Source organism: Salinivibrio sp. IB282 (genome assembly GCF_001995685.1).
GTDB classification, from domain to species: domain Bacteria; phylum Pseudomonadota; class Gammaproteobacteria; order Enterobacterales; family Vibrionaceae; genus Salinivibrio; species Salinivibrio kushneri.
This window is the reverse complement of sequence record NZ_MUET01000002.1, coordinates 42,548-68,702: the sequence shown is the minus strand read 5'-3', so window position 1 is coordinate 68,702 and position 26,155 is coordinate 42,548. Positions and strand designations below refer to the sequence as shown.

At 51.5% G+C, this 26,155-nt stretch carries 27 protein-coding genes; 10 read left to right on the top strand and 17 right to left on the bottom strand.

Annotation, left to right across the window (positions count from 1 at the left end; translation table 11 throughout):
* The first annotated feature begins 65 nt into the window (after positions 1–65).
* Positions 66–287, top strand: a complete 222-nt coding sequence (gene nqrM / locus BZG14_RS00920) for a (Na+)-NQR maturation NqrM (RefSeq protein WP_046073749.1) — start codon at positions 66–68, stop codon at positions 285–287.
* A 55-nt stretch (positions 288–342) separates the two neighbouring features.
* Entirely contained in the window at positions 343–1,419 is a 1,077-nt protein-coding gene (dinB, locus tag BZG14_RS00915) for a DNA polymerase IV (RefSeq protein WP_077607704.1), read from the top strand.
* Here dinB and BZG14_RS00910 read toward each other — a convergent pair.
* Positions 1,416–2,891, bottom strand: coding sequence for an aminoacyl-histidine dipeptidase (locus BZG14_RS00910; protein WP_077607703.1), 1,476 nt, complete (start codon positions 2,889–2,891; stop codon positions 1,416–1,418). The two genes, dinB and BZG14_RS00910, sit on opposite strands and share 4 nt — an antisense overlap.
* A 710-nt stretch (positions 2,892–3,601) precedes the next feature.
* On the opposite strand from BZG14_RS00910, the gene BZG14_RS00905 reads away from it, so the two are divergent.
* The 6 genes from BZG14_RS00905 to BZG14_RS00880 all read left to right on the top strand — a co-directional run bounded on the left by BZG14_RS00905 (position 3,602) and on the right by BZG14_RS00880 (position 9,870).
* On the top strand, positions 3,602–4,894 hold the full coding sequence (locus BZG14_RS00905) for an NCS2 family permease (RefSeq protein ID WP_077456966.1): 1,293 nt from the start codon (positions 3,602–3,604) through the stop codon (positions 4,892–4,894).
* 57 nt (positions 4,895–4,951) lie between these two features.
* Complete coding sequence (gene gpt / locus BZG14_RS00900) at positions 4,952–5,407, top strand: xanthine phosphoribosyltransferase (protein WP_069361135.1); 456 nt, start codon at positions 4,952–4,954, stop codon at positions 5,405–5,407.
* 162 nt (positions 5,408–5,569) lie between these two features.
* Positions 5,570–6,823, top strand: a complete 1,254-nt coding sequence (frsA, locus tag BZG14_RS00895) for an esterase FrsA (protein ID WP_077607702.1) — start codon at positions 5,570–5,572, stop codon at positions 6,821–6,823.
* 130 nt (positions 6,824–6,953) lie between these two features.
* Positions 6,954–7,355, top strand: coding sequence for a sigma factor-binding protein Crl (gene crl, locus BZG14_RS00890; RefSeq protein WP_077456962.1), 402 nt, complete (start codon positions 6,954–6,956; stop codon positions 7,353–7,355).
* A gap of 85 nt (positions 7,356–7,440) precedes the next feature.
* Positions 7,441–8,595 (top strand): glutamate 5-kinase, encoded by a 1,155-nt coding sequence (gene proB, locus BZG14_RS00885; RefSeq protein WP_077607701.1) that lies wholly within the window; start codon positions 7,441–7,443, stop codon positions 8,593–8,595.
* 21 nt (positions 8,596–8,616) lie between these two features.
* Positions 8,617–9,870, top strand: coding sequence for a glutamate-5-semialdehyde dehydrogenase (locus tag BZG14_RS00880; RefSeq protein ID WP_077607700.1), 1,254 nt, complete (start codon positions 8,617–8,619; stop codon positions 9,868–9,870).
* Between the two features lie 72 nt (positions 9,871–9,942).
* Here BZG14_RS00880 and lipA read toward each other — a convergent pair whose 3' ends face one another.
* From lipA to leuS, 12 genes are all read right to left on the bottom strand, one after another.
* On the bottom strand, positions 9,943–10,908 hold the full coding sequence (gene lipA / locus BZG14_RS00875; protein WP_069361130.1) for a lipoyl synthase: 966 nt from the start codon (positions 10,906–10,908) through the stop codon (positions 9,943–9,945).
* Positions 10,905–11,561 (bottom strand): lipoyl(octanoyl) transferase LipB, encoded by a 657-nt coding sequence (lipB, locus tag BZG14_RS00870; RefSeq protein ID WP_069361129.1) that lies wholly within the window; start codon positions 11,559–11,561, stop codon positions 10,905–10,907. Before lipB ends, lipA begins: the two co-directional genes overlap by 4 nt.
* 78 nt (positions 11,562–11,639) lie before the next feature.
* Complete coding sequence (ybeD, locus tag BZG14_RS00865; RefSeq protein ID WP_069361128.1) at positions 11,640–11,909, bottom strand: DUF493 family protein YbeD; 270 nt, start codon at positions 11,907–11,909, stop codon at positions 11,640–11,642.
* A gap of 129 nt (positions 11,910–12,038) precedes the next feature.
* Positions 12,039–13,190, bottom strand: a complete 1,152-nt coding sequence (locus BZG14_RS00860; protein ID WP_369795687.1) for a serine hydrolase — start codon at positions 13,188–13,190, stop codon at positions 12,039–12,041.
* A gap of 112 nt (positions 13,191–13,302) precedes the next feature.
* A complete protein-coding gene (locus BZG14_RS00855; RefSeq protein WP_077607699.1) occupies positions 13,303–14,124 on the bottom strand; it encodes a septal ring lytic transglycosylase RlpA family protein in 822 nt (273 codons plus the stop codon).
* A 2-nt stretch (positions 14,125–14,126) separates the two neighbouring features.
* Entirely contained in the window at positions 14,127–15,245 is a 1,119-nt protein-coding gene (gene rodA / locus BZG14_RS00850) for a rod shape-determining protein RodA (RefSeq protein ID WP_069361126.1), read from the bottom strand.
* On the bottom strand, positions 15,242–17,122 hold the full coding sequence (gene mrdA / locus BZG14_RS00845) for a penicillin-binding protein 2 (RefSeq protein WP_077607698.1): 1,881 nt from the start codon (positions 17,120–17,122) through the stop codon (positions 15,242–15,244). The genes rodA and mrdA overlap by 4 nt, the downstream gene beginning before the upstream one ends.
* 6 nt (positions 17,123–17,128) lie before the next feature.
* Entirely contained in the window at positions 17,129–17,599 is a 471-nt protein-coding gene (gene rlmH / locus BZG14_RS00840) for a 23S rRNA (pseudouridine(1915)-N(3))-methyltransferase RlmH (protein WP_069361124.1), read from the bottom strand.
* Positions 17,600–17,605: 6 nt separating this feature from the next.
* On the bottom strand, positions 17,606–17,923 hold the full coding sequence (rsfS, locus tag BZG14_RS00835; protein WP_046073734.1) for a ribosome silencing factor: 318 nt from the start codon (positions 17,921–17,923) through the stop codon (positions 17,606–17,608).
* A 68-nt stretch (positions 17,924–17,991) separates the two neighbouring features.
* The gene (gene holA / locus BZG14_RS00830; RefSeq protein ID WP_077607726.1) at positions 17,992–19,014 is read right to left on the bottom strand and encodes a DNA polymerase III subunit delta; all 1,023 of its coding nucleotides are present in this window, start codon (positions 19,012–19,014) and stop codon (positions 17,992–17,994) included.
* Positions 19,014–19,637 (bottom strand): LPS-assembly lipoprotein LptE, encoded by a 624-nt coding sequence (locus BZG14_RS00825; protein WP_241824599.1) that lies wholly within the window; start codon positions 19,635–19,637, stop codon positions 19,014–19,016. The genes holA and BZG14_RS00825 overlap by 1 nt, the downstream gene beginning before the upstream one ends.
* Positions 19,638–19,651: 14 nt before the next feature.
* A complete protein-coding gene (gene leuS, locus BZG14_RS00820; protein WP_077607697.1) occupies positions 19,652–22,228 on the bottom strand; it encodes a leucine--tRNA ligase in 2,577 nt (858 codons plus the stop codon).
* 106 nt (positions 22,229–22,334) lie between these two features.
* On the opposite strand from leuS, the gene BZG14_RS00815 reads away from it, so the two are divergent.
* On the top strand, positions 22,335–22,820 hold the full coding sequence (locus BZG14_RS00815) for a zinc ribbon-containing protein (protein ID WP_069361121.1): 486 nt from the start codon (positions 22,335–22,337) through the stop codon (positions 22,818–22,820).
* Between the two features lie 66 nt (positions 22,821–22,886).
* On the opposite strand, the gene BZG14_RS00810 is transcribed toward BZG14_RS00815, so the two are convergent.
* From BZG14_RS00810 to BZG14_RS00795, 4 genes are read right to left on the bottom strand one after another with little or no spacing between them, the layout of a single operon-like run.
* Positions 22,887–23,300, bottom strand: coding sequence for a DUF2069 domain-containing protein (locus tag BZG14_RS00810; protein ID WP_069361120.1), 414 nt, complete (start codon positions 23,298–23,300; stop codon positions 22,887–22,889).
* A 36-nt stretch (positions 23,301–23,336) separates the two neighbouring features.
* Positions 23,337–23,927: an NAD(P)H:quinone oxidoreductase gene (gene wrbA, locus BZG14_RS00805; protein ID WP_077456951.1), complete on the bottom strand. Its 591-nt coding sequence runs from the start codon at positions 23,925–23,927 to the stop codon at positions 23,337–23,339.
* The gene (gene arsC / locus BZG14_RS00800; protein ID WP_069361118.1) at positions 23,924–24,280 is read right to left on the bottom strand and encodes an arsenate reductase (glutaredoxin); all 357 of its coding nucleotides are present in this window, start codon (positions 24,278–24,280) and stop codon (positions 23,924–23,926) included. Before arsC ends, wrbA begins: the two co-directional genes overlap by 4 nt.
* A gap of 23 nt (positions 24,281–24,303) precedes the next feature.
* Complete coding sequence (locus BZG14_RS00795; protein ID WP_077485454.1) at positions 24,304–25,803, bottom strand: beta-barrel assembly-enhancing protease; 1,500 nt, start codon at positions 25,801–25,803, stop codon at positions 24,304–24,306.
* A 125-nt stretch (positions 25,804–25,928) separates the two neighbouring features.
* Here BZG14_RS00795 and BZG14_RS00790 point away from each other — a divergent pair, with 125 nt between their 5' ends.
* The gene (locus BZG14_RS00790) at positions 25,929–26,147 is read left to right on the top strand and encodes a sulfurtransferase TusA family protein (RefSeq protein ID WP_077599593.1); all 219 of its coding nucleotides are present in this window, start codon (positions 25,929–25,931) and stop codon (positions 26,145–26,147) included.
* Positions 26,148–26,155: the final 8 nt, after the last annotated feature.

Sequence of the window (26,155 nt, the reverse complement as noted above, 5' to 3'; positions counted from 1 at the left end):
CAGGCGTGGAACTAGCGCTCAGCGTTATCTCGCTGAGCGTGACGACTAAAAGTAGGTGAGCAATTATGTCAGTTTTTCTTATCACCTTTGCTGTCTTTGTACTCGTCATTGCCGGTATGGCGATTGGTTACATTGTGCAGCAGAAAACCATCAGTGGTAGCTGTGGCGGCTTGGGGGCCGTCGGTATCGAGAAAGAGTGTGACTGCCCAGAGCCATGCGATGCGCGGAAAAAGCGAGAAGACCGCGCAGAAAAAACGCGTGAATGGAAGAAAAACCAAATAATCTAGGGACAATGCCCATCGTGGTGATCGCCACCGATGGGCTTTTTAGCGACGCAGCATAATGACCAGCTCAATAACCGGCCGTGCGAGCAAGAAAATCATCCATATCGATATGGACTGTTTTTATGCGGCCGTCGAAATGCGCGATAACCCTGCGTTGCAAACCATTCCCTTAGCGATTGGTGGGTCTGCGAATGGACGAGGTGTCATCGCCACTTGTAATTATCCGGCGCGCCGATTTGGGATCCGCTCGGCGATGGCGACGGCCCAAGCCCTCAAACTATGCCCTGGGCTAACCGTCATGCGCGGCGACATGGGTAAATACCGCCGAGTGTCTCAGCAGCTTCATGCTATCTTTCACCGCTACACTGATACCATAGAACCGCTTTCCCTTGACGAAGCCTATCTCGATGTCTCTGAAACGCAATGTTATCAAAATTCTGCGACCTTAATAGCCGAAGCCATCCGGCGAGACATTCGGCATGAATTAGCGTTAACTGCCTCCGCGGGCGTGGCACCGGTGAAGTTTGTTGCTAAAGTCGCGTCAGACAAAAACAAACCCGATGGTATTTGTGTCGTGGCGCCAGATCAGGTCGATGACTTTGTCCGTGACCTCCCTTTGCAGTCGATTCCTGGTGTGGGGCGAGTCACACTGACGAAATTGCACGAATGGAATCTTTTCACCTGCGCAGATATCCAGGCTTGCGACCAAACAGCCTTGATACAGCGGATGGGGAAATTTGGAGCCGTGCTATGGCAGCGGGCGCACGGTATTGACCCACGAGAGGTTGAAGTTGAGCGAGTTCGCAAATCCGTGGGGGTGGAGCGTACCCTATCTGAGGATATTGACCAGCTCGAGGCTTGTTTACCCTGGATAGAGCTTCTTTATCAAGCGTTATTGGCCCGCTTAGAAAAAGCCGATGCCAATGGCCGAATTTGTCGGCAGGGGATCAAAATTAAATTTAATGATTTTCAAACTACCACGGTGGCCCACCGCTGTGAGTCACTTGACCGCGCGTTGTTTGATACCTTGCTGCATGAGGCGTTTTATCGTGGCGAGGGAAGACGTATACGACTGATTGGGCTATCGGTAGGATTGGGGGACGACACTGCCCCCCAACTGAGTTTACTGGGTTAGGCCGATTTAGCGGGGATTGCCTTTAAAATGGCCTGCATTTGCTGCCAGTAATGGCCCACACTATCGATATGCACTTTTTCATCGGGCGAATGTGGGAACTTGATGGTTGGGCCGAATGAGATCATATCCATCGTTGGGTACGGCTTCTTAAACAAGCCACATTCAAGACCGGCATGAATCACCATGATATCAGGCTTACGCTGATAAATGCCCTCATAGGTGTCACGGAAGATATGCATGATTTGCGAGTCAGGATCGGGCTTCCAGCCTGGGTATGCCCCTGAGAACTCGACCGTGACATTGGCAAGACTCGCCAACGACTGTAGCATTCCTTGCATCATTTCTCTGCCCGAATCGATTAACGAGCGGATCAGAAATAGTACAGTGATACGATCCTCTTCGGTGTTGATAACCCCTAAGTTCAGTGACGTCTCCACGACGCCAGGTATATCATCACTCATTCTTACGACGCCGTTTGGTGCTGCATTTAACGCTGCTAATAAGCGAGACTGCACGGCGCGTGTCAGTGGCGCGACGGGGTTGTCACATGGCTCTAGAATGACAGTGATTTGCGGTTCAAGCTGGCCGAGCTCCGCTTTCATCAACATGGCAAAGTCATCGATCGCGGCCGCCAGTGCTTGCTGCTGATCGGCAGGGACGGCGATATCGGCAAACGCCTCTCGTGGGATGGCATTGCGCAAGGTGCCGCCGCGTAATGCAAGTAGGCGAGTATCTGTTTCACCAAGGTGGTGACTGAGCAAACGGGCCAGTAATTTATTGGCATTGGCGCGACCCGTATGAATATCGACGCCCGAATGGCCGCCTTTTAGCCCTTTGATTCCCACCGTAAAACGTGCAAGTCCTTCATCGTCTGCCTGACGCTCTATTGGAAAGTGCATACTGGCGTCGACGCCACCGGCACAGCCCATGTACACTTCCCCTTCTTGCTCCGAATCCGTGTTGAGCAAGATGTCCCCGTTTAGCCATCCTGCTTCCAAGCCAAACGCGCCATCCATCCCGGCTTCTTCATTGATGGTGAGTAGCACCTCTAGCGGACCATGTTCGATGTCATCAGCGTCCAGTACCGCAAGGCATGAAGCCATGCCAATGCCATTATCTGCGCCTAATGTCGTGCCATCAGCGGTCACCCAGTCACCATCGACATAAGGGCGAATAGGATCGCGCGTGAAATCGTGCACAGTGTGCTCGTTTTTCTGCGGCACCATATCCAAGTGGGCTTGGAGGACAACCCCTTTACGATTTTCCATTCCGGGTGTTGCTGGCTTACGAATCAATAGGTTACCCGTTTGATCCTGACGGACGTCTAGGCCGCGTCCTTTGGCCCAGTCGATAATAAATTGAGCAAGTTGCGACTCATGATAAGAAGGATGAGGAATAGCACAGATCTGGTCGAAGAATGCCCAAACGGGGCGAGGTGATAATTGGCTGATTTCAGACACGGTAGACTCCATTTTATTTTATCTATGGCCTTTTTCGTAGCAGGCCTCACTAGAATGGAAAAACAAACCCAAGGATATCACTGTCTCTATATTGACAACAGTCACCCATAGAAACCGCTTATGCCGGCTTTACTAGGCATTTTTATTGTAATAAAATTACACATATGAATTTTTTGTGACTATGGTCACCTTAATGCTTGTAAATAAATTACCATTGGGCTATTATCTAGACATTGGCAACCAAGCTTGCCAGTTGTTCATGGAGTGAACCCGAGTATTCGCCTCCAAGGAACCGAGATAAATGTGAACAACATTGGTTTAAACTTGAGAGAGGTTAAAAATGGAAGGCATGGTATCAAGCTACTACTGGAACCAGCAGTCAGTCTATACACAAGGTTTTACATATCCGGCATCGTTCGGGTATCGCAAGTAAGTTTTACGATTCCCCCGCTCTTACAGAGTCATTTCTGATCCAGAAGCAAACGCTTTAATTCTGGCGCCGCACTATGTGTGGCGTTTTTTTTGTCTTGCTCGCCCACTGTCCAACTATATTGACAGTTTTGATAGTTATTCGTTCTAATCAGCGATAATTACGGTGATTTCGGGCTTTTTATCCTGGAAATTTCCGCCGCCGATCGGTAAGATTTGCGCCAAATTTTAGCACGCAAACGTTTTCCTTTTGTATCTCGCGATACACCACGTTTAGTTTGGGACAAAAACCGATGTTAGAGCGTTTATTTAAACTCAAAGCCCATGGCACGGATCTTCGCACGGAAGTGATTGCTGGGTTTACCACCTTCTTAACCATGGCGTACATCATATTCGTCAACCCATCGATTTTGGCCGAAACAGGCATGGACAAAGGCGCAGTCTTTGTCGCCACCTGTCTCGCCGCCGCGATCGGTTGTTTAGTGATGGGGATTGTAGCCAATTACCCAGTGGCGCAAGCGCCGGGTATGGGCTTGAATGCCTTTTTCACCTATACGGTGGTATTGCAGATGGGTCACTCGTGGCAGGTTGCGCTAGCGGCGGTGTTTATCTCGGGTCTATGTTTTATCTTGCTGAGTGTATTGCGCGTGCGAGAATGGATTATTAACTCTATTCCCATGTCCCTAAGAACCGGGATTTCTGCCGGTATTGGCCTTTTCTTAGCGCTCATCGCCTTACAAAATGCGGGGATTGTGGTCGATCATCCCGCCACCCTCGTGGCGCTCGGTGATGTCACTGCGTTCGCACCTGCAATGGCGGCATTGGGTTTCTTCCTGACCATTGGCCTTGTGCACCGTGGCTTGAAAGGGGCGGTGATGATCGCCATTTTAGCGGTCACCGTGATTGGTGTGGTGGCCGGTGATGTGTCTTATGGTGGCGTGATGTCAGCTCCACCCAGCTTAGCACCAACCTTTATGCAGTTAGACTTTTCCGGTGCATTGGAAGTGGGTCTGGTCTCGATTGTGTTCGCATTTTTGTTTGTTGACCTTTTTGATACCGCAGGAACCTTAGTGGGTGTGGCACAGCGCGCGGAACTGCTCGACAAAGATGGTAAACTACCGCGCTTAAATCGTGCTTTACTGGCAGACAGTACCGCGACCTCCGTCGGGGCGCTTTTAGGCACGTCAAACACGACCTCTTATATTGAGAGTGTCTCCGGAGTCGCCACGGGCGGGCGCACAGGCCTAACGGCGGTCGTTGTCGGTATCTTGTTTTTGCTCGCGCTCTTTTTTGCGCCGCTTGCTGGTATGGTGCCGGCTTATGCGACCGCCGGCGCATTGTTTTATGTGGCGATTTTGATGATGTCGGGCTTGGTTGGCATCAACTGGCGAGATCTCACTGAAGCGGCACCCGTGGTGGTTGTTTGTTTGCTGATGCCGCTCACTTACTCGATTGCAAGCGGTATCGGGCTTGGCTTTATTGCATTTTGTGCCGTAAAAACCTTTGCGGGCAAAGGGCGAGAAGTCCCTGTCAGTATTTGGATTTTGGCGGGGTTGTTCTTACTCAAGTTCGTTTTCTTGGTGTAAAACAGCTGTCCGCATTTGATGTTATAACAAGGCGAGAGTCGCCACGAGGTTTTCACCATGAGCAATAAGTTTATTATCACTTGGGACAATATGCAGATGTACACCCGTCAATTGGCGGAGAAGTTGCTGCCCGCAGAGCAATGGAAGGGAATTATTGCCGTCAGCCGCGGGGGCCTCGTGCCTGCTGCCATACTGGCGCGTGAGCTGGGTATTCGTCATGTCGATACTGTGTGTATCTCAAGTTATGACCATGATCATCAACGTGATATGCGTGTGGTGAAGCAAGCGCCCGGTGATGGTGAAGGCTTTATCGTGGTCGATGATCTGGTGGATACCGGTGGGACCGCAGAAATGGTCCGCCAGCTATATCCGAAAGCCCGTTTTGTCACTGTCAGTGCCAAGCCGGCTGGGAAGCCTTTGGTTGATGACTATGTGGTCGACATTGCCCAAGACACTTGGATTGAACAGCCTTGGGATATGGCGGTCAGTTATATTGATCCCATCGCCAAGTAAGTCATTCATGCTCGCACCTTTAAACGCCGCGTGATCACGCGGCGTTTTTGGTTTCTGTGGCTGCGTTTGTACGGGTGTGGCTGATTAGTGCGGAAAATCATGGTCTTGATATGTGTATGGTTTAAACTAACAGCACGTTACATAAAAAGCCTAGGAGTGGGTGTGTCGGACAACGAATCACAAAACCTATCGGTCAAGCTGTTTGCTAAACACAAGCATGCCACCGAGACATCGACCCTGTTCGGGGCCGTCCAGCAAATCCAACAGTCAGATTACTCGGCATTTGATGGTGACAGTGAGTCGAGTTGGTATCGAATGCGCCGCCGTGGTCAATGGACATGGCAAGGGGTCGACCCATTGGAAATGGAAGCGATTTTTGCCCGCATCGCACGCTCGGATAATTCACGTTCGGTCGATTCAATGCTTGATACGGTAGAAGGCTATCGCTCGGGAAACTGGAACTATGAATGGACAGCGGTTGGCATGCAGCATCAAAAAGCCGCCCAAGCCTTGATGGATGAGGGAAAAGCCAAACAAGCGGGGGAGCAATGGTTACAAGCTTGCACGTACTTTGGTATTGCCGCATACCCTCACTTGAAAGGGGACAGCTTGGCGCTGCAGTCGGAAACCTTGGCATTTAAGGCGTTCGAGAGTGCGATTGCGCAATTGCCGTTCACAGTAAAAACGGTGGAGACGCGACTCGATGGAAAGTCACTGAAAGGGTACCTCTATTTACCCCGCACCGACGCTACTTTGCCGGTGGTTATCTTAAGCGGCAGCTTGGATAGCTTACAAACTGACTTGTGGCGCCTGTTCGTTGACTACTTTGCCCCCGCCGACATAGCGGTATTAACCCTGGACATGCCGTCCGTGGGGCATAGCTGTCATTGGCATCTCAATGAAGATACCAGCCGTTTGCACACCGCGATGTTGGATAAATTGGTCGATGTACCCTGGGTGGATCATCACCGTGTGGGCACCATGGGGATTCGCTTTGGTGCTAACCCGGCAGTCAGAATGGCGTTTCTCGAGCCGCATCGGGTGAAAGCCAGTGCGTCACTGGGTGGCATTGTTCATGCGTTGCTGACAGACGCTTCCCTAATGAAAAAAATGCCACCTATGTACCTCGATACCCTGGGGTCACGCTTAGGGCGTCGCATTCCTATCGACACATTGAAAACCCGTTTACAGGCGTGGTCATTAAAAAATCAAGGGCTACTCACCGGGCGGCGCACAGAGGTGCCTATCCTTGCACTTAGCCTTAAAGATGATCCTGTTTGTCCGGAGTCAGACAATCAAATGATCGCCAGATACAGTCGCGGTGGCAAAGCCATGACCTTACCGAATACCCCGCTACATGATGGCTATCACCGCGCTTTGACTGAAACCGTTAAGTGGTTCGAGGATGTGCTTTAATCGAATGATGAGGGCACAGATAAAAATGAAGATGTGATCCACCGCTGAAAGCGGGATATTGTCGTTCACCTGATGGCTAAGCCCATGATATACCATGAACAAGGACGTCACTGTGCCATTGGAGGACACGATGAGCGAGCAATTACCGCTTTCATATGGACGATTAAAAACACGTTTTACTGCATTGGGCCCTTACTTTCGCGAAGGAAAGTCAGACACTGAGCGCTACTTTTTCGATAGTCTATCTGTCTGTGTGGATGCTAAAAAAGATCCCGATGCACGTGAATTCTGGGGCTGGTGGTTAGAACTCACTCCGCACTCTGAAGGCTTTGAATATCGCTATGGCTTTGGTTTGTATGATAAAAAAGGGGATTGGGTCGCCAAGTCGATTCCGCGTGAAGCGCAAGCAGCAGTGGATAAAACCCTGACTCACTTTTATGACAAGTTGTGCGCCTTGTTAGAAGATGAATTAAACCTTGCTCTTTCACCAAGCCAAGCTCTGACTGAACCCGAACTGGCTTGCTCAGAGTAACCCGCCATTTGCCTGATCCCACCCCTTGTTAAATACACGAGGGATTGATAAAAGAGAGACATACGCTTTTGTGGATCAGGCAACCATGACAATTCAAGATGTATTCCAAGACGGTGACCTTGCGGCCAGCGTCTCTCCTCAAACGTTGGTGGTAAAACTCGGCACCAGTGTGTTAACGRGCGGCTCTGCGCGTTTAGACCAAGCACATATGGTCGAGCTGGTACGCCAATGCGCGCGTTTACGCCAGCAAGGTCACCAGGTGATCATTGTGTCATCCGCGGCGATTGCCGCAGGCAGAGAGCACCTAGGCTATCCGGTACTCGCTGACACCGTGGCTAACAAGCAAATGCTGGCCGCGGTGGGGCAGTGTCGTTTAATACAAACCTGGGAGCACCTGTTTGCTTTGTACGGCTTTCAAGTCGGTCAAATGTTGCTTACCCGGGCCGATCTAGAGCACCGAGAACGTTTTCTCAACGCCCGTGATATGCTTCAGGCCTTGCTGGATAATGGCATCATTCCGATTGTGAATGAGAACGATGCGGTCGCCACTTCTGAAATCAAAGTCGGTGATAACGATAACTTATCCGCATTGGTCGCGATTCTCGCGGATGCCGACAAACTCCTGCTGTTAACAGATCAACCCGGCTTGTTTACGGCCGATCCGCGTTCCAACCCCGATGCCGAGCTGATTCGTGAAGTCCATACCATTGATGAAACCTTACGCAAATTAGCAGGTGGCAGCGTAGGGGGCCTTGGCACCGGCGGGATGGCGACCAAGCTTCAAGCGGCTGATATTGGCCGTCGAGCGGGTGTTGAAGTGACCATTGCCGCGGGGAGTAAGCCTGAAGTGATTCAAAAAGTCATCGTTGGGGATAACGCTGGCACACGCTTTTTGCCTCTAGAAAGCCCGCTAGAGAGTCGTAAACGCTGGATCCTTGCCGGGCCCCCACCAGCGGGTGATATCGTCGTCGATGCAGGTGCGATTACCGCGGTGACGCAAAAAGGTAGCAGCTTGTTGAGCAAAGGCATCGTTGCGGTGAAAGGGGCGTTCTCACGCGGCGAGGTAGTGCGTATTCTCTCAGTGGAGGGAAAATGCGTTGCGCGTGGTATTTGCCGCTATACCGCCAGTGATTTGCGCCGTATTGCTGGCGCGCATAGCCAGCAAATCACGGATATTCTTGGTTATGAATACGGGCCTGTCGCGATGCACCGTGATGACCTTGTGGTAGTAGACAATTAAAAAGAGCAAGACGGGGACACAATGAGCTTACAAAACATGGGTAAAGCGGCCAAAGAGGCTGCACACCAACTGGCTGTGACATCCACGGCCATCAAAAACCAAGCACTCGCCATTATTGCCGATGAGCTTGATGCGCAGCAAACGGCGATCTTAGCCGCCAACCAAAGCGATCTCGCCGCCGCCCGTGAGGCAGACATGGATCCTGCGATGTTGGACCGCCTAACCCTGACCCCAGAACGTTTAACCAATATGGCCAGCGATGTGAGGCAAGTGATTGCGCTGGCTGATCCCGTCGGACAGATGCTTGATCATAAGCTGCTGGAAAACGGTATGTCCTTGTCAAAGCGCCGTGAACCGCTAGGGGTGATTGGAGTGATTTACGAAGCGCGCCCCAATGTCACGATTGATATCGCGGCGTTGTGCTTAAAAACGGGCAATGCCGCCATTTTACGAGGCGGGAAAGAAACCTTTGCGACTAACCAGGTATTGGTAAAGGTTATTCAAGCAGGGTTAGAGAAAGCCGGTCTGCCACATGCCTCGGTGCAATATATTGAAAAACCGGATCGTGCGCTGGTCTCTGAGTTACTGACCCTTGATGAATATGTCGACATGATCATTCCACGTGGTGGGGCTGGACTACATAAAATGTGTAAACAAAACAGCACCATCCCTGTGATTATCGGGGGGTTTGGCATTAGCCACTTGTATGTGGATCACTGTGCCGATCTTGATAGGGCCCCCGAGGTGATCCTCAATGCCAAGACAGATCGCCCCTCAGCCTGTAATGCCTTAGACACCTTACTGGTGCACAAAGACGTCGCAGCACAACTATTTGCTCGTTTGACCCCCCTCTTTAATCAGCACGGTTTGCACATTGTCGCTGGTTCAAGCGCATTGCCTTATCTTGATGGCGTCGAGCAACTGCGTGAGGCGCAGATAGGGGATTTTGATAGCGAGTGGTTGGGGCCAACGCTTGGTGTGGTGGTGGTTGATAGTGTGGATGAAGCGCTCGCGCACATGCGCACGCACAATGCGAGTCACTCCGATGCCATTTTGACCAACGACTTGCAGGCAGCTGAAACCTTTATTAATGGTGCTGGCTCGGCGGCAGTGTATGTCAACGCCTCAACGCGCTTCACCGATGGTGCGCAGTTTGGGCTTGGGGCAGAAGTGGCAGTTTCGACGCAAAAACTGCACGCACGTGGTCCGATGGGGCTGGAGGAGCTGACTACCTATAAATGGGTGGGGCGTGCGGACTATTTATCACGTCACTGAGTACCCAAGATAATCGATAATAAAAAACCGCTAGTCTGGCTAGCGGTTTTTTTGTCTCAACAGCTTGGGCGCTTATTTGATTTCCACGCCTTTCGCCTGTAGATCGGCATGGTAGGAAGAGCGAACAAACGGGCCGCATGCGGCATGCGTAAAGCCCAAATCGAGGGCAATCTCTTTCAGCTCGTCAAACTCTTCAGGTGGCACATAACGCTCAACCGGTAAGTGGTGGCGGCTCGGTGCCAAGTACTGGCCAAGCGTAAGCATAGTCACGCCGTGTGCACGCAAGTCTTTGAGAACCTCGATGATCTCTTCTTTGGTTTCACCCAAGCCCATCATCAAGCCTGACTTGGTGGGCACCTCAGGATGCATCTCTTTAAACTTTTTCAGCAGATCCAGTGACCACTGATAATTGGCACCAGGGCGGGCTTTGCGGTACAACCGCGGCGCAGTTTCCAGGTTGTGGTTGAACACATCGGGTGGATTGTTTTGCAAGATATCGAGTGCGCGATCCATACGGCCACGGAAGTCAGGCACCAATGTCTCAATTTGGATCTCTGGATTGAGCGCGCGGATTTCACGGGTACAATCGACAAAGTGCTGGGCACCACCGTCACGCAAATCATCACGGTCAACTGAGGTGATCACCACATAGCGCAGTTTCATGTCTTTGATCGTTTGCGCCAGATGCTTTGGCTCTTCGCTATCAGGGGCAACAGGACGACCATGGGCGACATCACAAAAAGGACAACGACGGGTACAAATGGCCCCGAGAATCATAAAGGTCGCCGTGCCGTGGCTGAAGCACTCGGCAAGGTTCGGACACGACGCCTCTTCACACACAGAGTGAAGGTTGTTTTTGCGCATCGCGTCTTTGATTTCTTTAATGCGTGCGGTTTCAGCCGGGAGCTTGATCTTCATCCAATCAGGCTTACGCAGCACTTCTTTTTGCTCGGTCGGCATATTTTTGACCGGGATAAGCGCCATTTTGTCGGCGTCGCGGTACTTAACACCGCGTTCCATCTGAATAGGTTTGCTCATAAATCGCTGCTTTCCGTTGTAAACTCAACCTCAGAATACATCAGCTGTTGAGTTAAAGTGTCTACCAGCACAGGTTGAACGTCCTCGAGCGTGACTTTGCCAACCTGATCGCTCAGTTGCGTCATGGCCATACCAGCGTAACCACATGGATTAATACGCTGAAACGGTGATAAGTCCATATTGATGTTGAGTGCCAGTCCATGGAATGAGCACCCGCGACGGATACGGAGCCCAAGAGAACATATTTTTGCATCGTTAACGTAAACACCGGGCGCATCTGGGCGAGCGTAAGCGTCAACGTGGAAGTGTGCTAATGTGCTCACCACAAGATCTTCAATATGGCTAACGAGCGCCCGCACACCGACTTTTTTACGTTTGAGGTTTATCAGGAAATAGGCGACGAGCTGGCCTGGCCCATGATAGGTCACCTGTCCGCCACGATCTGATTGTACGACGGGGATGTCGCCAGGGACCAATACATGCTCCGTTTTTCCCGCTTGTCCTTGGGTAAAAACCGGATCATGCTCAACCAGCCAGACTTCATCACGCGTGTCTTCGTCGCGACGATCGGTAAAGTCTCGCATCTGCTCCCAGACGCGTAGGTACGGTTGACGGCCAAGGTGCCTTACAACGAGTTGGTGCTGCAAACCCATTTCCCGTGTTGTTGTCAGTGGCGATATTATAGAGGCTGGCAGCGTGATTTAAAGCCGCCAGTCGTGTGGATATTCGAATTAGAGAACCATGCGGACAATTTCAATCTCACCCAGCTCTTTATATAAGGTTTCTACTTGCTCAATAGATGTCGCCTTAATAGTAATAGAGACCGAATGATAGTTGCCCTTGGCACTCGGTTTGACGGCTGGGCTGTAGTCGCCAGGCGCATGACGCTGGATCACGGTCAGCACATGATCGGGTAGCTCAGGTTTTGCCTGGCCCACCACCTTGTAGGTGAATTGGCAAGGAAACTCCAACAGATCTTTTAATTTCGGTTGCTCTTGCATGTTAACTCCCAACTGCAGGCTGATAGAGGCACGCGTTTGTGCGATTGATCACGATTAACGCGAAATACTAATCTGCCAAGCGCGAGAAAACAAGCCGCCCACCAAGTTGGTGGGCGGCACAGAGAGGGATTAACCGACGAGGTTTTTAAACATCATCACGATGTAATCTATTAAGCGACTAAAAAGCCCACCTTTTTCAACATCGTTTAGAGCGACAAGTGGGTATTCCGCCACATCCTCATCATCTACTTGATAGAAAAGTTTACCCACAACATCACCTTTACTGATCGGGGCTTCCAAGGTGTTGTCGAGGACAAAACTGGCTTTCAGATCTTGCGCCTTGCCACGGGGAAGCGTGACAAAGGTGTCTTCTGTCACGCCCAGCGCGACTTCGTCTGTATCACCCATCCAGACCTTCTCAGTCACAAAGGTTTCGTTGGCTTTGTGAGGCGCGACGGTTTCAAAGAAGCGGAAACCATAGTTGAGTAGTTTCTTGCTCTCTGCTTTGCGGGCATTGGCGCTTTTGGTGCCCATGACCACCGAGATAAGACGCATGTCGCCCTCGGTGGCAGAGGTGACAAGGTTGTAGCCAGCACCGTCAGTGTGGCCGGTTTTAATACCATCGACGTTGAGGCTCTTATCCCACAGCAAACCATTACGGTTGTATTGCGTGATGCCGTTATAGGTGAAGGCTTTCTCTTTATAAATACGGTATTCCGCCGGTACATCACGAATAAGGGCTTGGCCGAGTAGCGCCATATCGTACGGCGTGGTGTAAAGATCTTTGGAGTCCAAACCGTGAACATTAGAAAAGTGAGAGCTGTCCATGCCCAGGGTTTCGCCCCAGCGGTTCATCAGATCGACAAAGGCGTCTTCTGAGCCGGCAACATGTTCAGCCATCGCCACACAGGCATCGTTGCCTGACTGGATAATAATGCCACGATTGAGATCTGCCGCTTTGACCGTGGTGCCGACTTCGATAAACATCTTCGAGGAGCCGGGGAAGTTTTTGGCCCACGCATTCTCACTAATGACAACGTCATCATCCATCGAGATATTGCCACGCTCAACTTCCTGACCAATCACGTAACTGGTCATCATTTTGGTCAAACTCGCAGGATTAAGGCGTTGATAGGCGTTATTTTCCGCCAGCACCTCGCCGGAATGATAATCCATCAATACGTAGCCTTTGGCGGCAATTTGCGGCGCATCAGGCACAACAGCAGGCGCGGCTTGAGCAGTCGCAGAGGCGAACAGGGCTGCAGAAAGCAGTGTACGCATGCGGAAAACGGTTTTATTCATCATTGTTAGTACTTATGTCGGTTATCGATGTCGATACTGTGCCCTCACTATACCAAATTGCGGATAGAGGGACAGGCTCGATTTCTTTAACTTATTGATTGTTTGTTTTAGCACCTGTGACAGATGTGTCACCATTCACAAGTGCTTCGGTAACGATAAATGCCCCTGGCAACTGATGCTGCTTTGCCGTGCGCATCGCTTGCTGTGCTTGGTCTCTATCGTAAAAAGGTCCAAAGCGAACACGATACACGGTATCACGGCGGGCGATATGTGTCGGTAGACCATGGGCCTTCGCCAATTGTTCCGCTTTTTGATTGGCTTTAAGGCCATCAGATAGCGCGGCGAGTTGTACATAATAAGCATGATGGCGCGCGGAGTGCCACTCGTCATCCGCAGGCTTACTCGGTGAGAGTAGACGCAGTGATACGGGCGCTGTGCCTGTTTTTAATACATCTAGTTTTTTGGCGGCAGCGTAGCTTAGGTCTATCAAGCGTTGATTGTGAAAGGGGCCGCGATCATTGACGCGCACAATGGCTTTTTTACCATTATTTTGGTTGGTCACTTCCACGTAACTGGGCAGGGGAAGGGTTTTGTGCGCGGCTGACATAGAGTACATATCGTACACTTCGCCATTAGAGGTGCGATGGCCATGAAATTTTTCCCCGTACCATGAAGCAATGCCYGCTTCTTGGTAGCCTTTTGGATCGCGTAAAATTTGATAGCGCTGACCCTTTAACGTGTAATCTTTGTTACCCGCGAGGCTGTAGGGCTCATATCTGGGTTGCGCGTTTTCTGCGTGAATAACCGGTGGCACCGTCTCGGGTGCTTTATCACTGTGCATGTCGTAGCGGCCTTGCTGGCTGCTGCATGCACTWAATAAGACGATAGCGCTAGAAACGATAATAGCTCGCATGTTTATGCCCTGGATAACATTTTACGATGAGTGTGAATAGACATCAGAATGCCAAAACCGGCCATCAGTGTGACCATCGAGGTGCCGCCATAACTGATAAGTGGTAAGGGTACCCCAACCACAGGAAGAATGCCGCTGACCATGCCAATATTGACAAATACATAAACAAAAAAGCTTAACACGATGCTGCCAGCCATCATCCGGCCAAACGCCGTTTGGGCACGGCTGGCGAGCATTAGCCCGCGGCCAATCAAAAAGAGGTACAGGGCCAGCAGTACACAGACACCGATCAACCCCCATTCTTCAGCGATAACGGCGAAAATAAAGTCTGTGTGTCGCTCAGGGAGAAACTCCAATTGGGACTGTGTCCCTTGCAGCCAGCCTTTGCCGCTTAAGCCACCAGAGCCAATGGCAATTTTAGATTGAATGATGTGATAGCCTGCGCCCAAGGGATCGGATTCTGGGTTAAACAAGGTCAGCACGCGGGTACGCTGATAATCATGCATTAGGAAAAACCAGAGTACAGGGACAAAACTGGCGAGCGCGACGACGGCAGCAATAATAATTTTCCAACTGATCCCGGCCAAAAACAGTACAAACACTCCAGAGGCGGCAATCAGTATGGATGTGCCTAAATCGGGTTGCTTAGCAATCATAATGGTGGGGACAAACAGTAACACCAGAGCGATGAGTAAGTGGGTGAATTTGGGAGGAAGCGGATCTTTGCCAATATAGCGGGCCAGCATGAGCGGTACCGCAAGTTTTATGATTTCTGATGGCTGGAAGGTCACCACCCCGAGATCGAGCCAGCGCTGAGCACCCTTTGCGGTTTCGCCAACCAATAGAACGGCTGCTAGTAAGACCACGCCCACGGCATACAAATAGGGCGCCCAGAACTCATAATGGCGAGGTGGTACTTGAGCGAGGGCAAACATGACCGCGAGCGCCAACAGCATGCGGATCGCCTGACGTTCCATCATCACCATACTTTGACCACTGGCGCTATACATCACCACAAGGCCGAAGCCCATCAGTAACAAAATGCCAACCAGCATCGGCAGGTCGAGGTGTAAGCGATCGAACAAAGAGCGTTTCGCGCTAACTTGGGCAAGTGAACTCATTGTTTGGCCTCGTTTGTCTCTTTGTCTTCTAACAAAATATGGTCGAAGATGCGACGGGCAATAGGGCCGCCGTTGCTCGAGCCACCGCCTGCGTTTTCCAGTACCATAGAGACAGCGACTTCTGGGTTTTCAAAGGGCGCAAAGCCCATGAAAAGTGCGTGATCACGTAGATGTTCAGCAATTTCATCCGCGTTGTATTCTTCGTCTTCACCCAGCCCAAATACCTGAGCGGTCCCTGATTTTCCGCCAGACAAATACTCTGCAGAACGGAATGAACGGCGCGCGGTTCCTTTGCGACCGTGGTTAACCAGTTGCATACCTTTAAGGCCGACATCCCAATATTTATCGTCGACTCCTTTAATCGGTGGAAATGGCTCGGCGTCGGGTTTGTGGGTGCCATGTTCATCGCGCGTTTTGTTTAATAGTTTGGGTGCTTTGACGTCGCCACGGTTGAGTAGCACGGTCAAGGCTTTGACGATTTGCATCGGGGTGGCGGTCCAATAACCTTGCCCAATCCCGACGGGAATCGTGTCACCTTTATACCAGGGTTGGCGGTAGCGACTCATTTTCCATTCGCGGTTAGGCATATTAGCGCTACTTTCTTCTTGAATGTCGATGCCCGTGTATTGGCCAAAGCCAAATTTTTCCATCCACATAGAGAGTTTATCGATCCCCATGTCATAAGCGATTTGATAGAAGAAGGTATCGACCGACTCCTCGATCGATTGCACGATGTTGACCCGTCCGTGCCCCCAAGGGAGCCAATCGCGGAAGGGGCGCGTATCCGAGTTGGGGATCCGCCAATAACCCGGGTCGTTACGCGTGGTCTTGGTGGTGATCACGCCTTCTTCGAGCGCGGCAACGGCAATGAAAGGCTTCACCGTCGAGGCGGGGGGATAAATACCGAGAGTGGCGCGATTGACCAAGGGACGATCTTTATCATTGAGCAGCTGCCGGTATTGCTTGCCAGAGATGCCATGGACAAATAAGTTAGGGTCATAGCTTGGGGTAGAGACCATCGCCAGTACGCCTGAGGTGTCAGGATCGACCACCACCACCGCGCCTCGTCGGTCACCAAGGATCCCACGCACATAGAGCTGCAGATCAATATCGAGGTTGAGGATAAGGTCTTTGCCTGGCTGCGGGGGCACATATTTGAGCGTGCGTATCACGCGGCCACGGCTGTTCACCTCAACTTCTTGGTAGCCGGCTTTACCATGCAGCGTTGACTCGTAGTACTTCTCGATCCCCAGCTTGCCGATGTCTCGGGTTGCTTTGTAGTTGTTCAGCACCCCTTTTTGTCTTAGCTTGGCAATATCGCGATCATTGATTTTGGCGACATAGCCGAGCACATGGGTCAGTGCATCGCCGTAAGGGTAATGGCGTTTTAAGTAGGCTTTTATTTCCACCCCAGAAAACTGATGCTGGTGCGCGGAAAAAATGGCAACTTCTTTATCGGTGAGCTGAGTTTTTAGTGCGACGGCATTAAACCGTCGCGAGCGGCGACGCTCTTTTTGAAAGCGGGCAATGTCTTTGTCGGTCAATGAAAGTAAGTCTTTTAGCTGGGCGAGGGTCGCCGGCATATCATCGACTTGCTCAGGGGTCACTTCTAGGTGATAAACGGGACGATTTTCCGCTAGTAACTTTCCATTGCGATCATAAATAAGGCCACGGTTAGGGGCGACGGGAACGACCTTGATACGGTTATCGTTCGAGCGGGTTTGGTAGTCTTGGTGCTCGGTCACCTGAATATGATAAAGGTTAGTCAGCAGCACCCCGACCAACGCCATAATACCGACAAAGCAGACGATAGCGCGACGCACAAACAAGGCCGCCTCGGCGCTGTGGTCTCGTATTTCAACTCGTTGGCGCTTCATCTCAACTTATTCTCGATGGTACGGATGATTGGTGGTGACACTCCACGCGCGGTAAAGGCTCTCCGCCATGATAACCCGAACTAATGGGTGAGGCAGAGTCAGTGGTGACAGCGACCAGCTTTGCTCCGCAGCAGCCTTACACTGTGGCGCAAGCCCCTCTGGCCCACCGATCAAAATAGCGACATCGCGGCCATCAAGTTTCCACTTTTCCAACTGATTAGCCAATTGTGGTGTGTCCCAAGGCTTGCCGGGAATATCGAGTGTCACAATGCGACTACCCCGGCTGACGGCCGCCAACATGGCGTCCCCTTCTTTTTGCAAGATGCGGGCGATATCGGCATTTTTGCTGCGCTTGCCAGCAGGGACCTCTATTAGCTCGAGTGGCATGTCTTTTGGAAAGCGGCGTTGATACTCCTCAAAGCCTTGCTCTACCCATTTGGGCATTTTATTGCCGACCGCAATCAGTTGGATTTTCATGATGGTTTAGTTCCAGAGCTTTTCCAATTGATAGAGTTGGCGTTGCTCCTCTTGCATGACGTGCACCATGACGTCACCTAAATCGACGACCACCCATTCGCTGTCATCTTGGCCTTCCGTGCCGAGCGAGTCGATATCCACTGCTTGGGCTTGTTCACACACATGCTCGGCAATAGAGGCGACATGACGGCGAGAGTTGCCGGTGCACAGCACTAAAAAGTCGGTAATGCATGATTTGTCGCGGACATCCAGGGTCACAATATCGCTGGCTTTTAACTCATCGACCTTATCGGTCACAAACTGTTTTAACTCGTTCGCTTGCAAAGAAAACCTCTGTGTTTTGCTCTTGGTTTTATCTGGGCAGTATACCACTTGCTACCGCTTTGGACACGCTAGGGCGTGAGTGGTTCGGACGCTTGGGTCATGAGTGCACAAAAATACTGCAGATCCGGCCAAGGATCGCTACCAAAGTCCGTTTTTAGCCTGATTTCTATCTGCGCCAAGCGGCGTAGCAGTGTGGTTAACCGGGCTTTATTGAGTCGATTGAGAGCGGCTGTGAGCATGGGACGACGGGTTTGCCACACACGGAACTGATCAAAGATGGCATTCAACGGCCTGCCTTTTTGTCCTTGCTCTTGAATGCTGTACAGCTGCTTAAGCTCTTTTTGAATCAGTCGCAACAGAAGTGTTGGCTCTTCCCCTTCAGCGCGAAGCTGGTCGAGTATCCGCTGCGCGCGTTGTGCCTTCCCGGCTAGCAGCGCATCGGTGAGCTGGAAGGGGGTAAAGTGATGATGGCGTGACAGCGAACTTTCAATACGAGGCAAGGTGAGTGCACCATCGGGATAAAGTAGCTGCAAGATATGCAGACTTTGCACTAAGGCGAGGAGGTTTCCTTCATGCCATTGTGCTAATAGCTGTAGCGCAGGTTGATCAGGCTTTAGTCCCAAGTGACGACAGCGTTGCTCAATAAAGCGTGGTAAGTGACGAGCTTCCGGGGTGTTACACACCACGTATAAGCCGTGTTGGGCGAGCGCTGAAAACCATTTGGCGCTTTCTTGCTTTTTGTTGAGCCWCTCCCCTTGCACCAATAAGAGGATATCAGGATGCAGATAAGCGGCCAGCTCAGTAAGCTGCTTGGCTTGCGTGCTGGTGAGGCCATTGTCAGGGCAGGTAAGTTCAATAATTTGCCGAGACGCAAACAAGCTAAGTGCTTGACAGCAATCGATGACTTCTTGCCAATCGAGCTGACCATCAATGACAAATTTATGATGCTCTTCAAAACCTTGGGCGCGCGCCGCGTGTGCAATGGCATCGCGTGCTTCGAGTTTAAGTAATGGGTCGGAGCCAAAAACCAAATAAGTTTGGCGCAGCGGTTGGTTGAGCTGCTGCGCCAATTGGTCGGGATAGGTTCTCATCATTGCGCGGTGTTCGTCTCGGTTTGTCGCGTTTCAATGATAACATCAGGCTTAGTCGGTGTTTCACCTTGCTCGAGTGTCTCCATTGCCGCTTGTTCGGCCTGTTGGCGCTCAAACTCGGCGATATCGCCTTTTAATTGGGAAAGCTGACGCATAATTTGCCGAGTGGCTTCTGTACGCATCTCCGCGACTAACTTATCTTCCTCTACAGACTTTGCCAACGCTGTCAGTGGGTTATCAAGGAAGTTACGACTCAAGGTGGTGTTATAGGTATAACTGCCTTTATCGGGTACGGTGACGCGATAACGGGCGACATAGCGAAATTCTTTCTCCGCCACACGGCTGTTTTGATAAAGCGATAGCGTTTGTTCGCTATTGCTTTCCCCGAGCAAGTGGATATTAGCCACCTCCTGGGAAGGGGAGACAAGATCGACCTTGTGTTGACGCAAGGCATTTCGCATTTGTCGGGTTAACTCGCCATAAGGGTCAAAGCTGGTCAATGAGACCTTATCCACTTCATCGGGCAGATTGTAGCTGCCGCGCAAGGCAAACCCGCAAGACGCGATGGTCAAACAGACCATCGCGACAAGCAGGGAGCGAAGCATTGTCTTAAACAGATTCACTCCATCGCTCCTTGTTAGTTGGCAACAATGTTAACCAGCTTGCCAGGCACGTAAATCACCTTGCGCACGGTTTTGTCTTCGGTAAATTTCACCACGTTTTCATCTGCCATCGCTTGGGCTTCTACGGCCTCTTTCTCCGCATCTGCAGCGACGGTGATCTTGGCACGCAGTTTACCGTTGACTTGGACGATAATCAGTTTCTCATCCTCAACCATGGCTGCTTCGTCGGCCTGTGGCCACGCCGCGTCATCAATGTGAGTCTCACCGAGTGCCTGCCACATGCTAAAGCAGATATGCGGGGTGATCGGATAAAGCATGAGCACCACAGCTTTGAGGGCTTCATCAAGTACCGCACGGTCTYGCTCGCTTTGTTGTGGGGCTTTCACCAATCGGTTCATCAGCTCCATAATCGCCGCGATAGCAGTGTTAAAGGTCTGACGGCGTCCCATGTCATCACTGACTTTGGCAATGGCTTTATGCACCTCGCGGCGCACCGCTTTTTGCTCATTGTTGAGTGCATTTGCATCCAGTGCCACCACAGGCCCTTTTTGGCTGTGCTCGTAAACCAGCTTCCACACGCGACGCAAGAAGCGGTGTGAGCCCTCAACCCCTGATTCTTTCCACTCTAGGGTCATATCAGCAGGTGCGGCGAACATCATGAACAGGCGTACCGTGTCGGCGCCGTACTTCTCAACCATAAGCTGCGGATCAATGCCGTTGTTTTTCGACTTCGACATCTTGGTCATGCCCGCATGGACCACGGCATTGCCTTGGCGGTCTACCGCATTAACAATTTGCCCTTTACTGTCACGTTCGACGGTCACCTCGGTTGGTGATACCCACACGCGCACGCCTTTGTCATCGGTATAGTAGAAGGCATCAGCCAGTACCATGCCTTGACACAGTAGTTGCTTAAACGGCTCATCACTATCAACCATATTTTCATCACGCAACAACTTGTGGAAGAAGCGCGAGTAGAGAAGGTGCATACAAGCGTGCTCAATGCCGCCGATATACTGATCCACAGGCAGCCAGTAGTTGGCAGCACTTGGATCGAGCATTTGATCGGCCTGCGGCGAGCAATAGCGCGCATAGTACCAAGACGACTCCATAAAGGTATCGAAGGTGTCGGTTTCACGCAGTGCAGGCTTGCCTTGGTATTGGGTTTGTGCCCACTGTTTGTCTGCTTTTATCGGGCTTTGTACCCCGTCCATCACCACATCTTCTGGCAGGATCACGGGCAGCTCATCCGTCGGGACTGGCACCACTTCCCCGTCTTCGGTGTTCAGCATGGGGATAGGCGCGCCCCAATAGCGTTGGCGTGACACGCCCCAATCACGAAGACGGAAGTTAACGGTTTTCTTGCCTTTGCCCAAAGACTCGAGCTTGGCGGCAATCGCATCAAACGCGGCATCAAAGTCCAAACCATCAAATTCACCCGAGTTAAAGAGCTTGCCTGTTTCTGTATAGGCTTGCTCGGACAAATCAGGCGCATGGCCGTTTTCATCCAGGATCACCGGCTCAATATCGAGGCCGTAGTTACTGGCAAATTCAAAATCGCGTTGGTCGTGGGCAGGCACGGCCATGACCGCACCAGTACCGTAGTCCATCAGTACAAAGTTGGCGACAAAAATAGGTACGCGGCGGCCGTTTAATGGATGCATGGCGTACAAGCCCGTCGCCATGCCTTTTTTCTCCATGGTGGCAAGCTCGGCTTCCGCTACCTTGGTGTTACGGCACTCTTGGACAAATTCAGCCAAGGCTGGGTTGTTTTTGGCCGCGGCATCGGCCAGTGGGTGGCCAGCCGCAATACCGACATAGGTGACACCCATCAAGGTGTCGGGACGGGTGGTGTACACATCCAGTGCCGGGTGCTCACCTTCCACGTCAAAGGTCAGCTCCACCCCTTCCGAGCGGCCAATCCAGTTACGTTGCATGGTTTTCACCATTTCTGGCCAACCATCCAGTTTGTCGATGCCTTGCAGTAACTCGTCTGCATAATCGGTGATTTTAATAAACCACTGTGGAATTTCTTTTTGCTCAACCGGGGTGTCACAACGCCAGCAGCACCCTTCGTGCACCTGCTCGTTCGCCAGCACGGTTTGGTCATTCGGACACCAGTTGACCGAGGAGGTCTTTTTGTAGACCAAGCCTTTGTTGTATAGCGTGGTGAAGAATTCTTGCTCCCAGCGGTAGTAATCTGGGCTACAGGTGGCGATTTCGCGATCCCAGTCGTAACCGAAGCCCAGCATTTTCAGCTGGCCTTTCATGTAATCAATGTTTTCGTAAGTCCAAGGCGCAGGGGCGGTTYTGTTCTTGATAGCGGCCCCTTCGGCTGGCAAACCAAATGCGTCCCAACCAATAGGTTGCATCACATTCTTGCCTTGCAGGCGCTGATAACGCGAGATCACATCACCGATGGTATAATTACGTACATGCCCCATGTGAAGTCGACCACTGGGGTAAGGGAACATAGAAAGACAGTAAAACTTTTCTTTGTTAGGGTCTTCATGAGCCACAAAGGTTTTATTGTCATCCCAATGGGCTTGAACTTTTTGTTCAATATCTTGCGGGCTATATTGTTCTTGCATCGATGGCTTCCGAGATTCTGTGAGAAAGGTAAAACCTGAAAGAGAAATATCGTCATAGAATAACGAAAGGCAGAGACCGCAACAACACTTGAATCAGGACGGAACCATGAATAAAGAGAAAGAACCGCAACAAAGTATCATTGAGCGGGTAAAAGAGGCACTGGAAAACAGTCCAGAGGCTTTGTCTCGCTGGGTCGAGTTGTCTGATCAATACCTCAAAGCAGCCGCGGATCTGACCAAAGATGAGTGGGCGCTGATTGAGGCGTACTTCAAGCGGGATGTGAAAGCCTTTGGTGAGCAGTATGATAAATCTCAAACCGAAGAAATGGACAGTCAGGTGTTTAACGACCTGATTGCCAACTCGATTTGGGAACAACTGGCAGAAATCACTGATCGTACGCAGCTAGAGTGGCGTGAAGTCTTCGATGACCTTCAGCATCATGGTGTGTATGAAGCGGGTGAAATTGTGGGGCTGGGCGTATTGCAATGTGAGCAGTGCCAACACCAGTCACGCCATAGCCGAGTGGATGTGATTGCCCCTTGCAGCAAGTGTGGCCATCGATACTTTTCTCGCCGCCCTTATCCGGTGTAAGCCAAGCGCGGGGCTTGGCTTAGCCGAGGAGATCAACAGACCAAGGGCGAGGATAAAGGCCAGTTCTTAGTCAGACGAGGCGTTATCCTTGCCTTCAAAACGTTGGCGTTCTTCACGTTCCACTTGAGACAGACGCGGCAGCTTCAGCCCTTGTGATTTTCCCATCCAACGCGCAAAGACAATGTTACTGGCGAACGCAAAGGTCACTAAAACCAGCTCGGTCGCGGCGAGCCAGCGCTCCCCTTCATCAACATAAATAAGAGTCAATGCGTGCAAAAAGTAAAACATCAAAATAAAGTTGGCCCACGCGTGGGTAAAGGGCTTGCCTTTCACGATCCCAGGCAGCGGGAGTAGCAGAGGAATCGTCCAGCCGATGGTCACCGCCAAGGCATTGAGGTGAGGGTGGGGCGACAATGATGCGTGCCAGATGACCACCCAGGCAATCAGGCCGAGGTTACTCAACAACGAAAGCTTACGCATTAATGCAAGCCGAGAGTCAGTCACAATTCTATCCTTTTATCCCAAGTGATGGTGAACGGTTTGTGCAAAACGTGCGAGACGTTGGCCTAAGGTTTTGGCGATTTGTTTTTCGTCGGCGATTAAAGGCTGGTTTGCATCAGCCACACTCGACGCACCATAAGGTGAACCACCGCCTTCTGTGGTGTGTAATGCGCGCTCGCTATGCGGGACACCGAGCAGCATCATGCCATGATGAAGCAGCGGCACCGTCATGGTGAGCAGGGTGGTTTCTTGCCCACCATGCAACATAGAGCCAGCGCCAAATACCGCGGCAGGTTTATCAATCAGTGCACCTGATAGCCACTCACCACTGGTACTGTCGATAAACTGCTTTAAGGGCGCGGCCATATTACCAAAGCGCACCGGGCTGCCAAGCGCCAAACCGTGGCAATCCAACAAGTCTTGCCGGGTGACAAAAGGGTCTTTCGCCGTCGAGGCCGGGGTTTGACCATCAGGGTAAGCGGGTAGCTCGGGCACCGTGCGCAACACGGCTTCCACACCTTGTGCTTCGATGCCCCGCGCGACTTGTTGGGCGAGCTTGCGTGTATTCCCCGATCGACTGTAGTAAAGCACTAATACCTTTGTCATTTTATCAGCGCGAGTACGTTCTCAGGGGGACGACCAATCACCGCCTTTTCCCCTTTTACTGCAATGGGACGTTCGACCAATTTGGGATTGTTGACCATGGCGTCGAGTAGTTGCGCCTCGTCTACTGACGCATCGCCCAAGTTCGCCGCTTTGTAGTCCGCTTCTTTGGTTCGCATCATCTCCCGAAACGAGCTGAGCCCGAGTTGCTGTTTTAACATCGATAAGGCTTCAGCAGAAAGCGGGTTGTCGAGATACTTGATAATAGTCGGCGTCACACCGTTGGACTCCAACAACTTGAGAGTTTCACGGCTTTTGGAGCAACGGGGGTTGTGGTAGAGAGTTATAGCGGTCACAACAATGATCCTTTTTGAGTGAATTAACGGTCGCTAAGCGCTTTAAAGCGGGCTTGTTGGCGACGTAGTTGATCAAGACGCGCATCATACCGTGCCTGCGCCAAGCTACCTAACTCAGCGAGCTGGGCGGCTTGGGTATAATTGCGAATGGCTTTGTCCCATTGTCCGCGTAAGGCATAACGCTCACCTTGGGCGGCCAGCTCACCGTCTCGATGCGTACCGGTACTTTCGTACGCTTGTTGTAACAAAAACCAACCGTTGCTGTCATCTGGATGCTGGTGTGTATATCGCTCCAGCATGGAGATTGCCTCACCTCCTCGCTTGGCTTTGACGAGGGTATAGGCACGATTGAGCAATAATACGCGGTTATTAGGCTGATGGTTCAATGCGTTTTCAAGGCGCGTCAATGCCTTGTCGTACTGTTTCTCACCGATGTTTAAATCGGTCATCGCATCAAGGAAAAATCGATTATTAGGTTGCGCCTTGATAAGTGGGGTTAATTTTTCTCGCGCATCGTCAAAACGACGGGCATCAATATCAAGCAACGCCATCCCGTAGTTGAGGCTTTGCTTTTCGGCCGGCGAGGCCTCTTTATGACGCCGTTCAAACCAGTCCATGGCCGAGCGACTGGCGATGCCACTATATCGCGCGACGATCCGCGCGCGCGCAAGTTGATAATCGGGCGAGACAGGTACCCGTTTTTGTGGGTATTGGCGGGCACGAGCGCGAGAGTCAGTGATCCGTGAAGCCGGTAAAGGGTGGGTGCTGAAGTACTCGGGCATTTGGCTGGCGTAACGGTACTCATCCGCCAGCCGTGAGAAAAATCGCGGCATGGCTTGCACATCAAAATCAGCACGTGCGAGGGTTTCAATGCCGATCCGATCGGCTTCTTCTTCATTGCGACGAGTGAAATTGATTTGGTTTTGCATACTCCCCGCCGTTGCTGCATGAGCTGCGGCAATCCCTGCTTCAGGCGCTGCAATCGCGAGCATCAATGACCCCACTAAGGCGGCGACGGTCAGCGGCGAGGTTTGCGCTTGCTCCTCCATGCTTCTCGCCAAATGACGTTGGGTGACATGGGCGATTTCGTGGGCCATCACCGATGCCAGCTCGCTTTCCGTTTTTGCATGGAGGAACAGGCCGGAGTGCATGGCCACGTAGCCACCGAAAAAGGCAAAGGCGTTGATTGCCTGATTATCGATTAAAATAAATCGAAAGGGTGTACGAACATCGTTGGCATTTGCCACCAGTCGATGACCTAAGCCGTTAATATACTCGTTGAGCAAAGGATCGCTGATGATGGGCTTGCTGGCTCTTAGCATCCGCATATAGGCATCACCAAACTCTTTCTCTTTGGCCACCGATAAGGTACTGACGGCAGCGGTACCGATATCCGGTAAATCACTTTGGTATGACTCAACGCGGGCAGACACAGGCGCGCTCGCTAACACCCCCGCTAATGCATAACAGAGCAGGCGGCGAGCCTTGCTGCCTTTGTGAGAGCCAAGTGCGCGTGATGACATAAGTATGATGACCTTTAAATGCAGGGTGTACTTAGGTACAGACCGATAAAACCCGTTAGGGTTTCGTTGGCGTTCTATCTAATGTCCATTACAATACTGACGATAATACCGACCGGTGAGCCAGAATGGAATCTCAAACACTTGATTTGCGAGAACATGTTTGCCCAATGGCGCTATTGCTGGCAAAGCGCGCCGCCGCGTTATTGTCGTCAGGTGAGCAATTGGTGATTTTACTCGGTGATCAAGGGGCGAAAGACGATATCCCCAAGTATTTTAAACGCGAAGGCTTCAGCATGCAGTGGTTAGACACGCCAGCTTCGCGGCTACTCATCACAAAGAAATAGCGGGCTTT

What these genes read in the sequence shown, in the direction of transcription:
- nqrM (WP_046073749.1), top strand. Translation starts at nt 66, where the DNA reads ATGTCAGTTTTTCTTATCACCTTTGCTGTCTTTGTACTCGTCATTGCC.
- dinB (WP_077607704.1), top strand. Translation starts at nt 343, where the DNA reads ATGACCAGCTCAATAACCGGCCGTGCGAGCAAGAAAATCATCCATATC.
- BZG14_RS00910 (WP_077607703.1), bottom strand. Translation starts at nt 2,891, where the DNA reads ATGGAGTCTACCGTGTCTGAAATCAGCCAATTATCACCTCGCCCCGTT.
- BZG14_RS00905 (WP_077456966.1), top strand. Translation starts at nt 3,602, where the DNA reads ATGTTAGAGCGTTTATTTAAACTCAAAGCCCATGGCACGGATCTTCGC.
- gpt (WP_069361135.1), top strand. Translation starts at nt 4,952, where the DNA reads ATGAGCAATAAGTTTATTATCACTTGGGACAATATGCAGATGTACACC.
- crl (WP_077456962.1), top strand. Translation starts at nt 6,954, where the DNA reads ATGAGCGAGCAATTACCGCTTTCATATGGACGATTAAAAACACGTTTT.
- BZG14_RS00880 (WP_077607700.1), top strand. Translation starts at nt 8,617, where the DNA reads ATGAGCTTACAAAACATGGGTAAAGCGGCCAAAGAGGCTGCACACCAA.
- lipA (WP_069361130.1), bottom strand. Translation starts at nt 10,908, where the DNA reads ATGAGCAAACCTATTCAGATGGAACGCGGTGTTAAGTACCGCGACGCC.
- lipB (WP_069361129.1), bottom strand. Translation starts at nt 11,561, where the DNA reads ATGGGTTTGCAGCACCAACTCGTTGTAAGGCACCTTGGCCGTCAACCG.
- ybeD (WP_069361128.1), bottom strand. Translation starts at nt 11,909, where the DNA reads ATGCAAGAGCAACCGAAATTAAAAGATCTGTTGGAGTTTCCTTGCCAA.
- BZG14_RS00860 (WP_369795687.1), bottom strand. Translation starts at nt 13,190, where the DNA reads ATGCGTACACTGCTTTCTGCAGCCCTGTTCGCCTCTGCGACTGCTCAA.
- rodA (WP_069361126.1), bottom strand. Translation starts at nt 15,245, where the DNA reads ATGAGTTCACTTGCCCAAGTTAGCGCGAAACGCTCTTTGTTCGATCGC.
- mrdA (WP_077607698.1), bottom strand. Translation starts at nt 17,122, where the DNA reads ATGAAGCGCCAACGAGTTGAAATACGAGACCACAGCGCCGAGGCGGCC.
- rlmH (WP_069361124.1), bottom strand. Translation starts at nt 17,599, where the DNA reads ATGAAAATCCAACTGATTGCGGTCGGCAATAAAATGCCCAAATGGGTA.
- BZG14_RS00815 (WP_069361121.1), top strand. Translation starts at nt 22,335, where the DNA reads ATGAATAAAGAGAAAGAACCGCAACAAAGTATCATTGAGCGGGTAAAA.
- BZG14_RS00810 (WP_069361120.1), bottom strand. Translation starts at nt 23,300, where the DNA reads ATGCGTAAGCTTTCGTTGTTGAGTAACCTCGGCCTGATTGCCTGGGTG.
- wrbA (WP_077456951.1), bottom strand. Translation starts at nt 23,927, where the DNA reads ATGACAAAGGTATTAGTGCTTTACTACAGTCGATCGGGGAATACACGC.
- BZG14_RS00795 (WP_077485454.1), bottom strand. Translation starts at nt 25,803, where the DNA reads ATGTCATCACGCGCACTTGGCTCTCACAAAGGCAGCAAGGCTCGCCGC.
- BZG14_RS00790 (WP_077599593.1), top strand. Translation starts at nt 25,929, where the DNA reads ATGGAATCTCAAACACTTGATTTGCGAGAACATGTTTGCCCAATGGCG.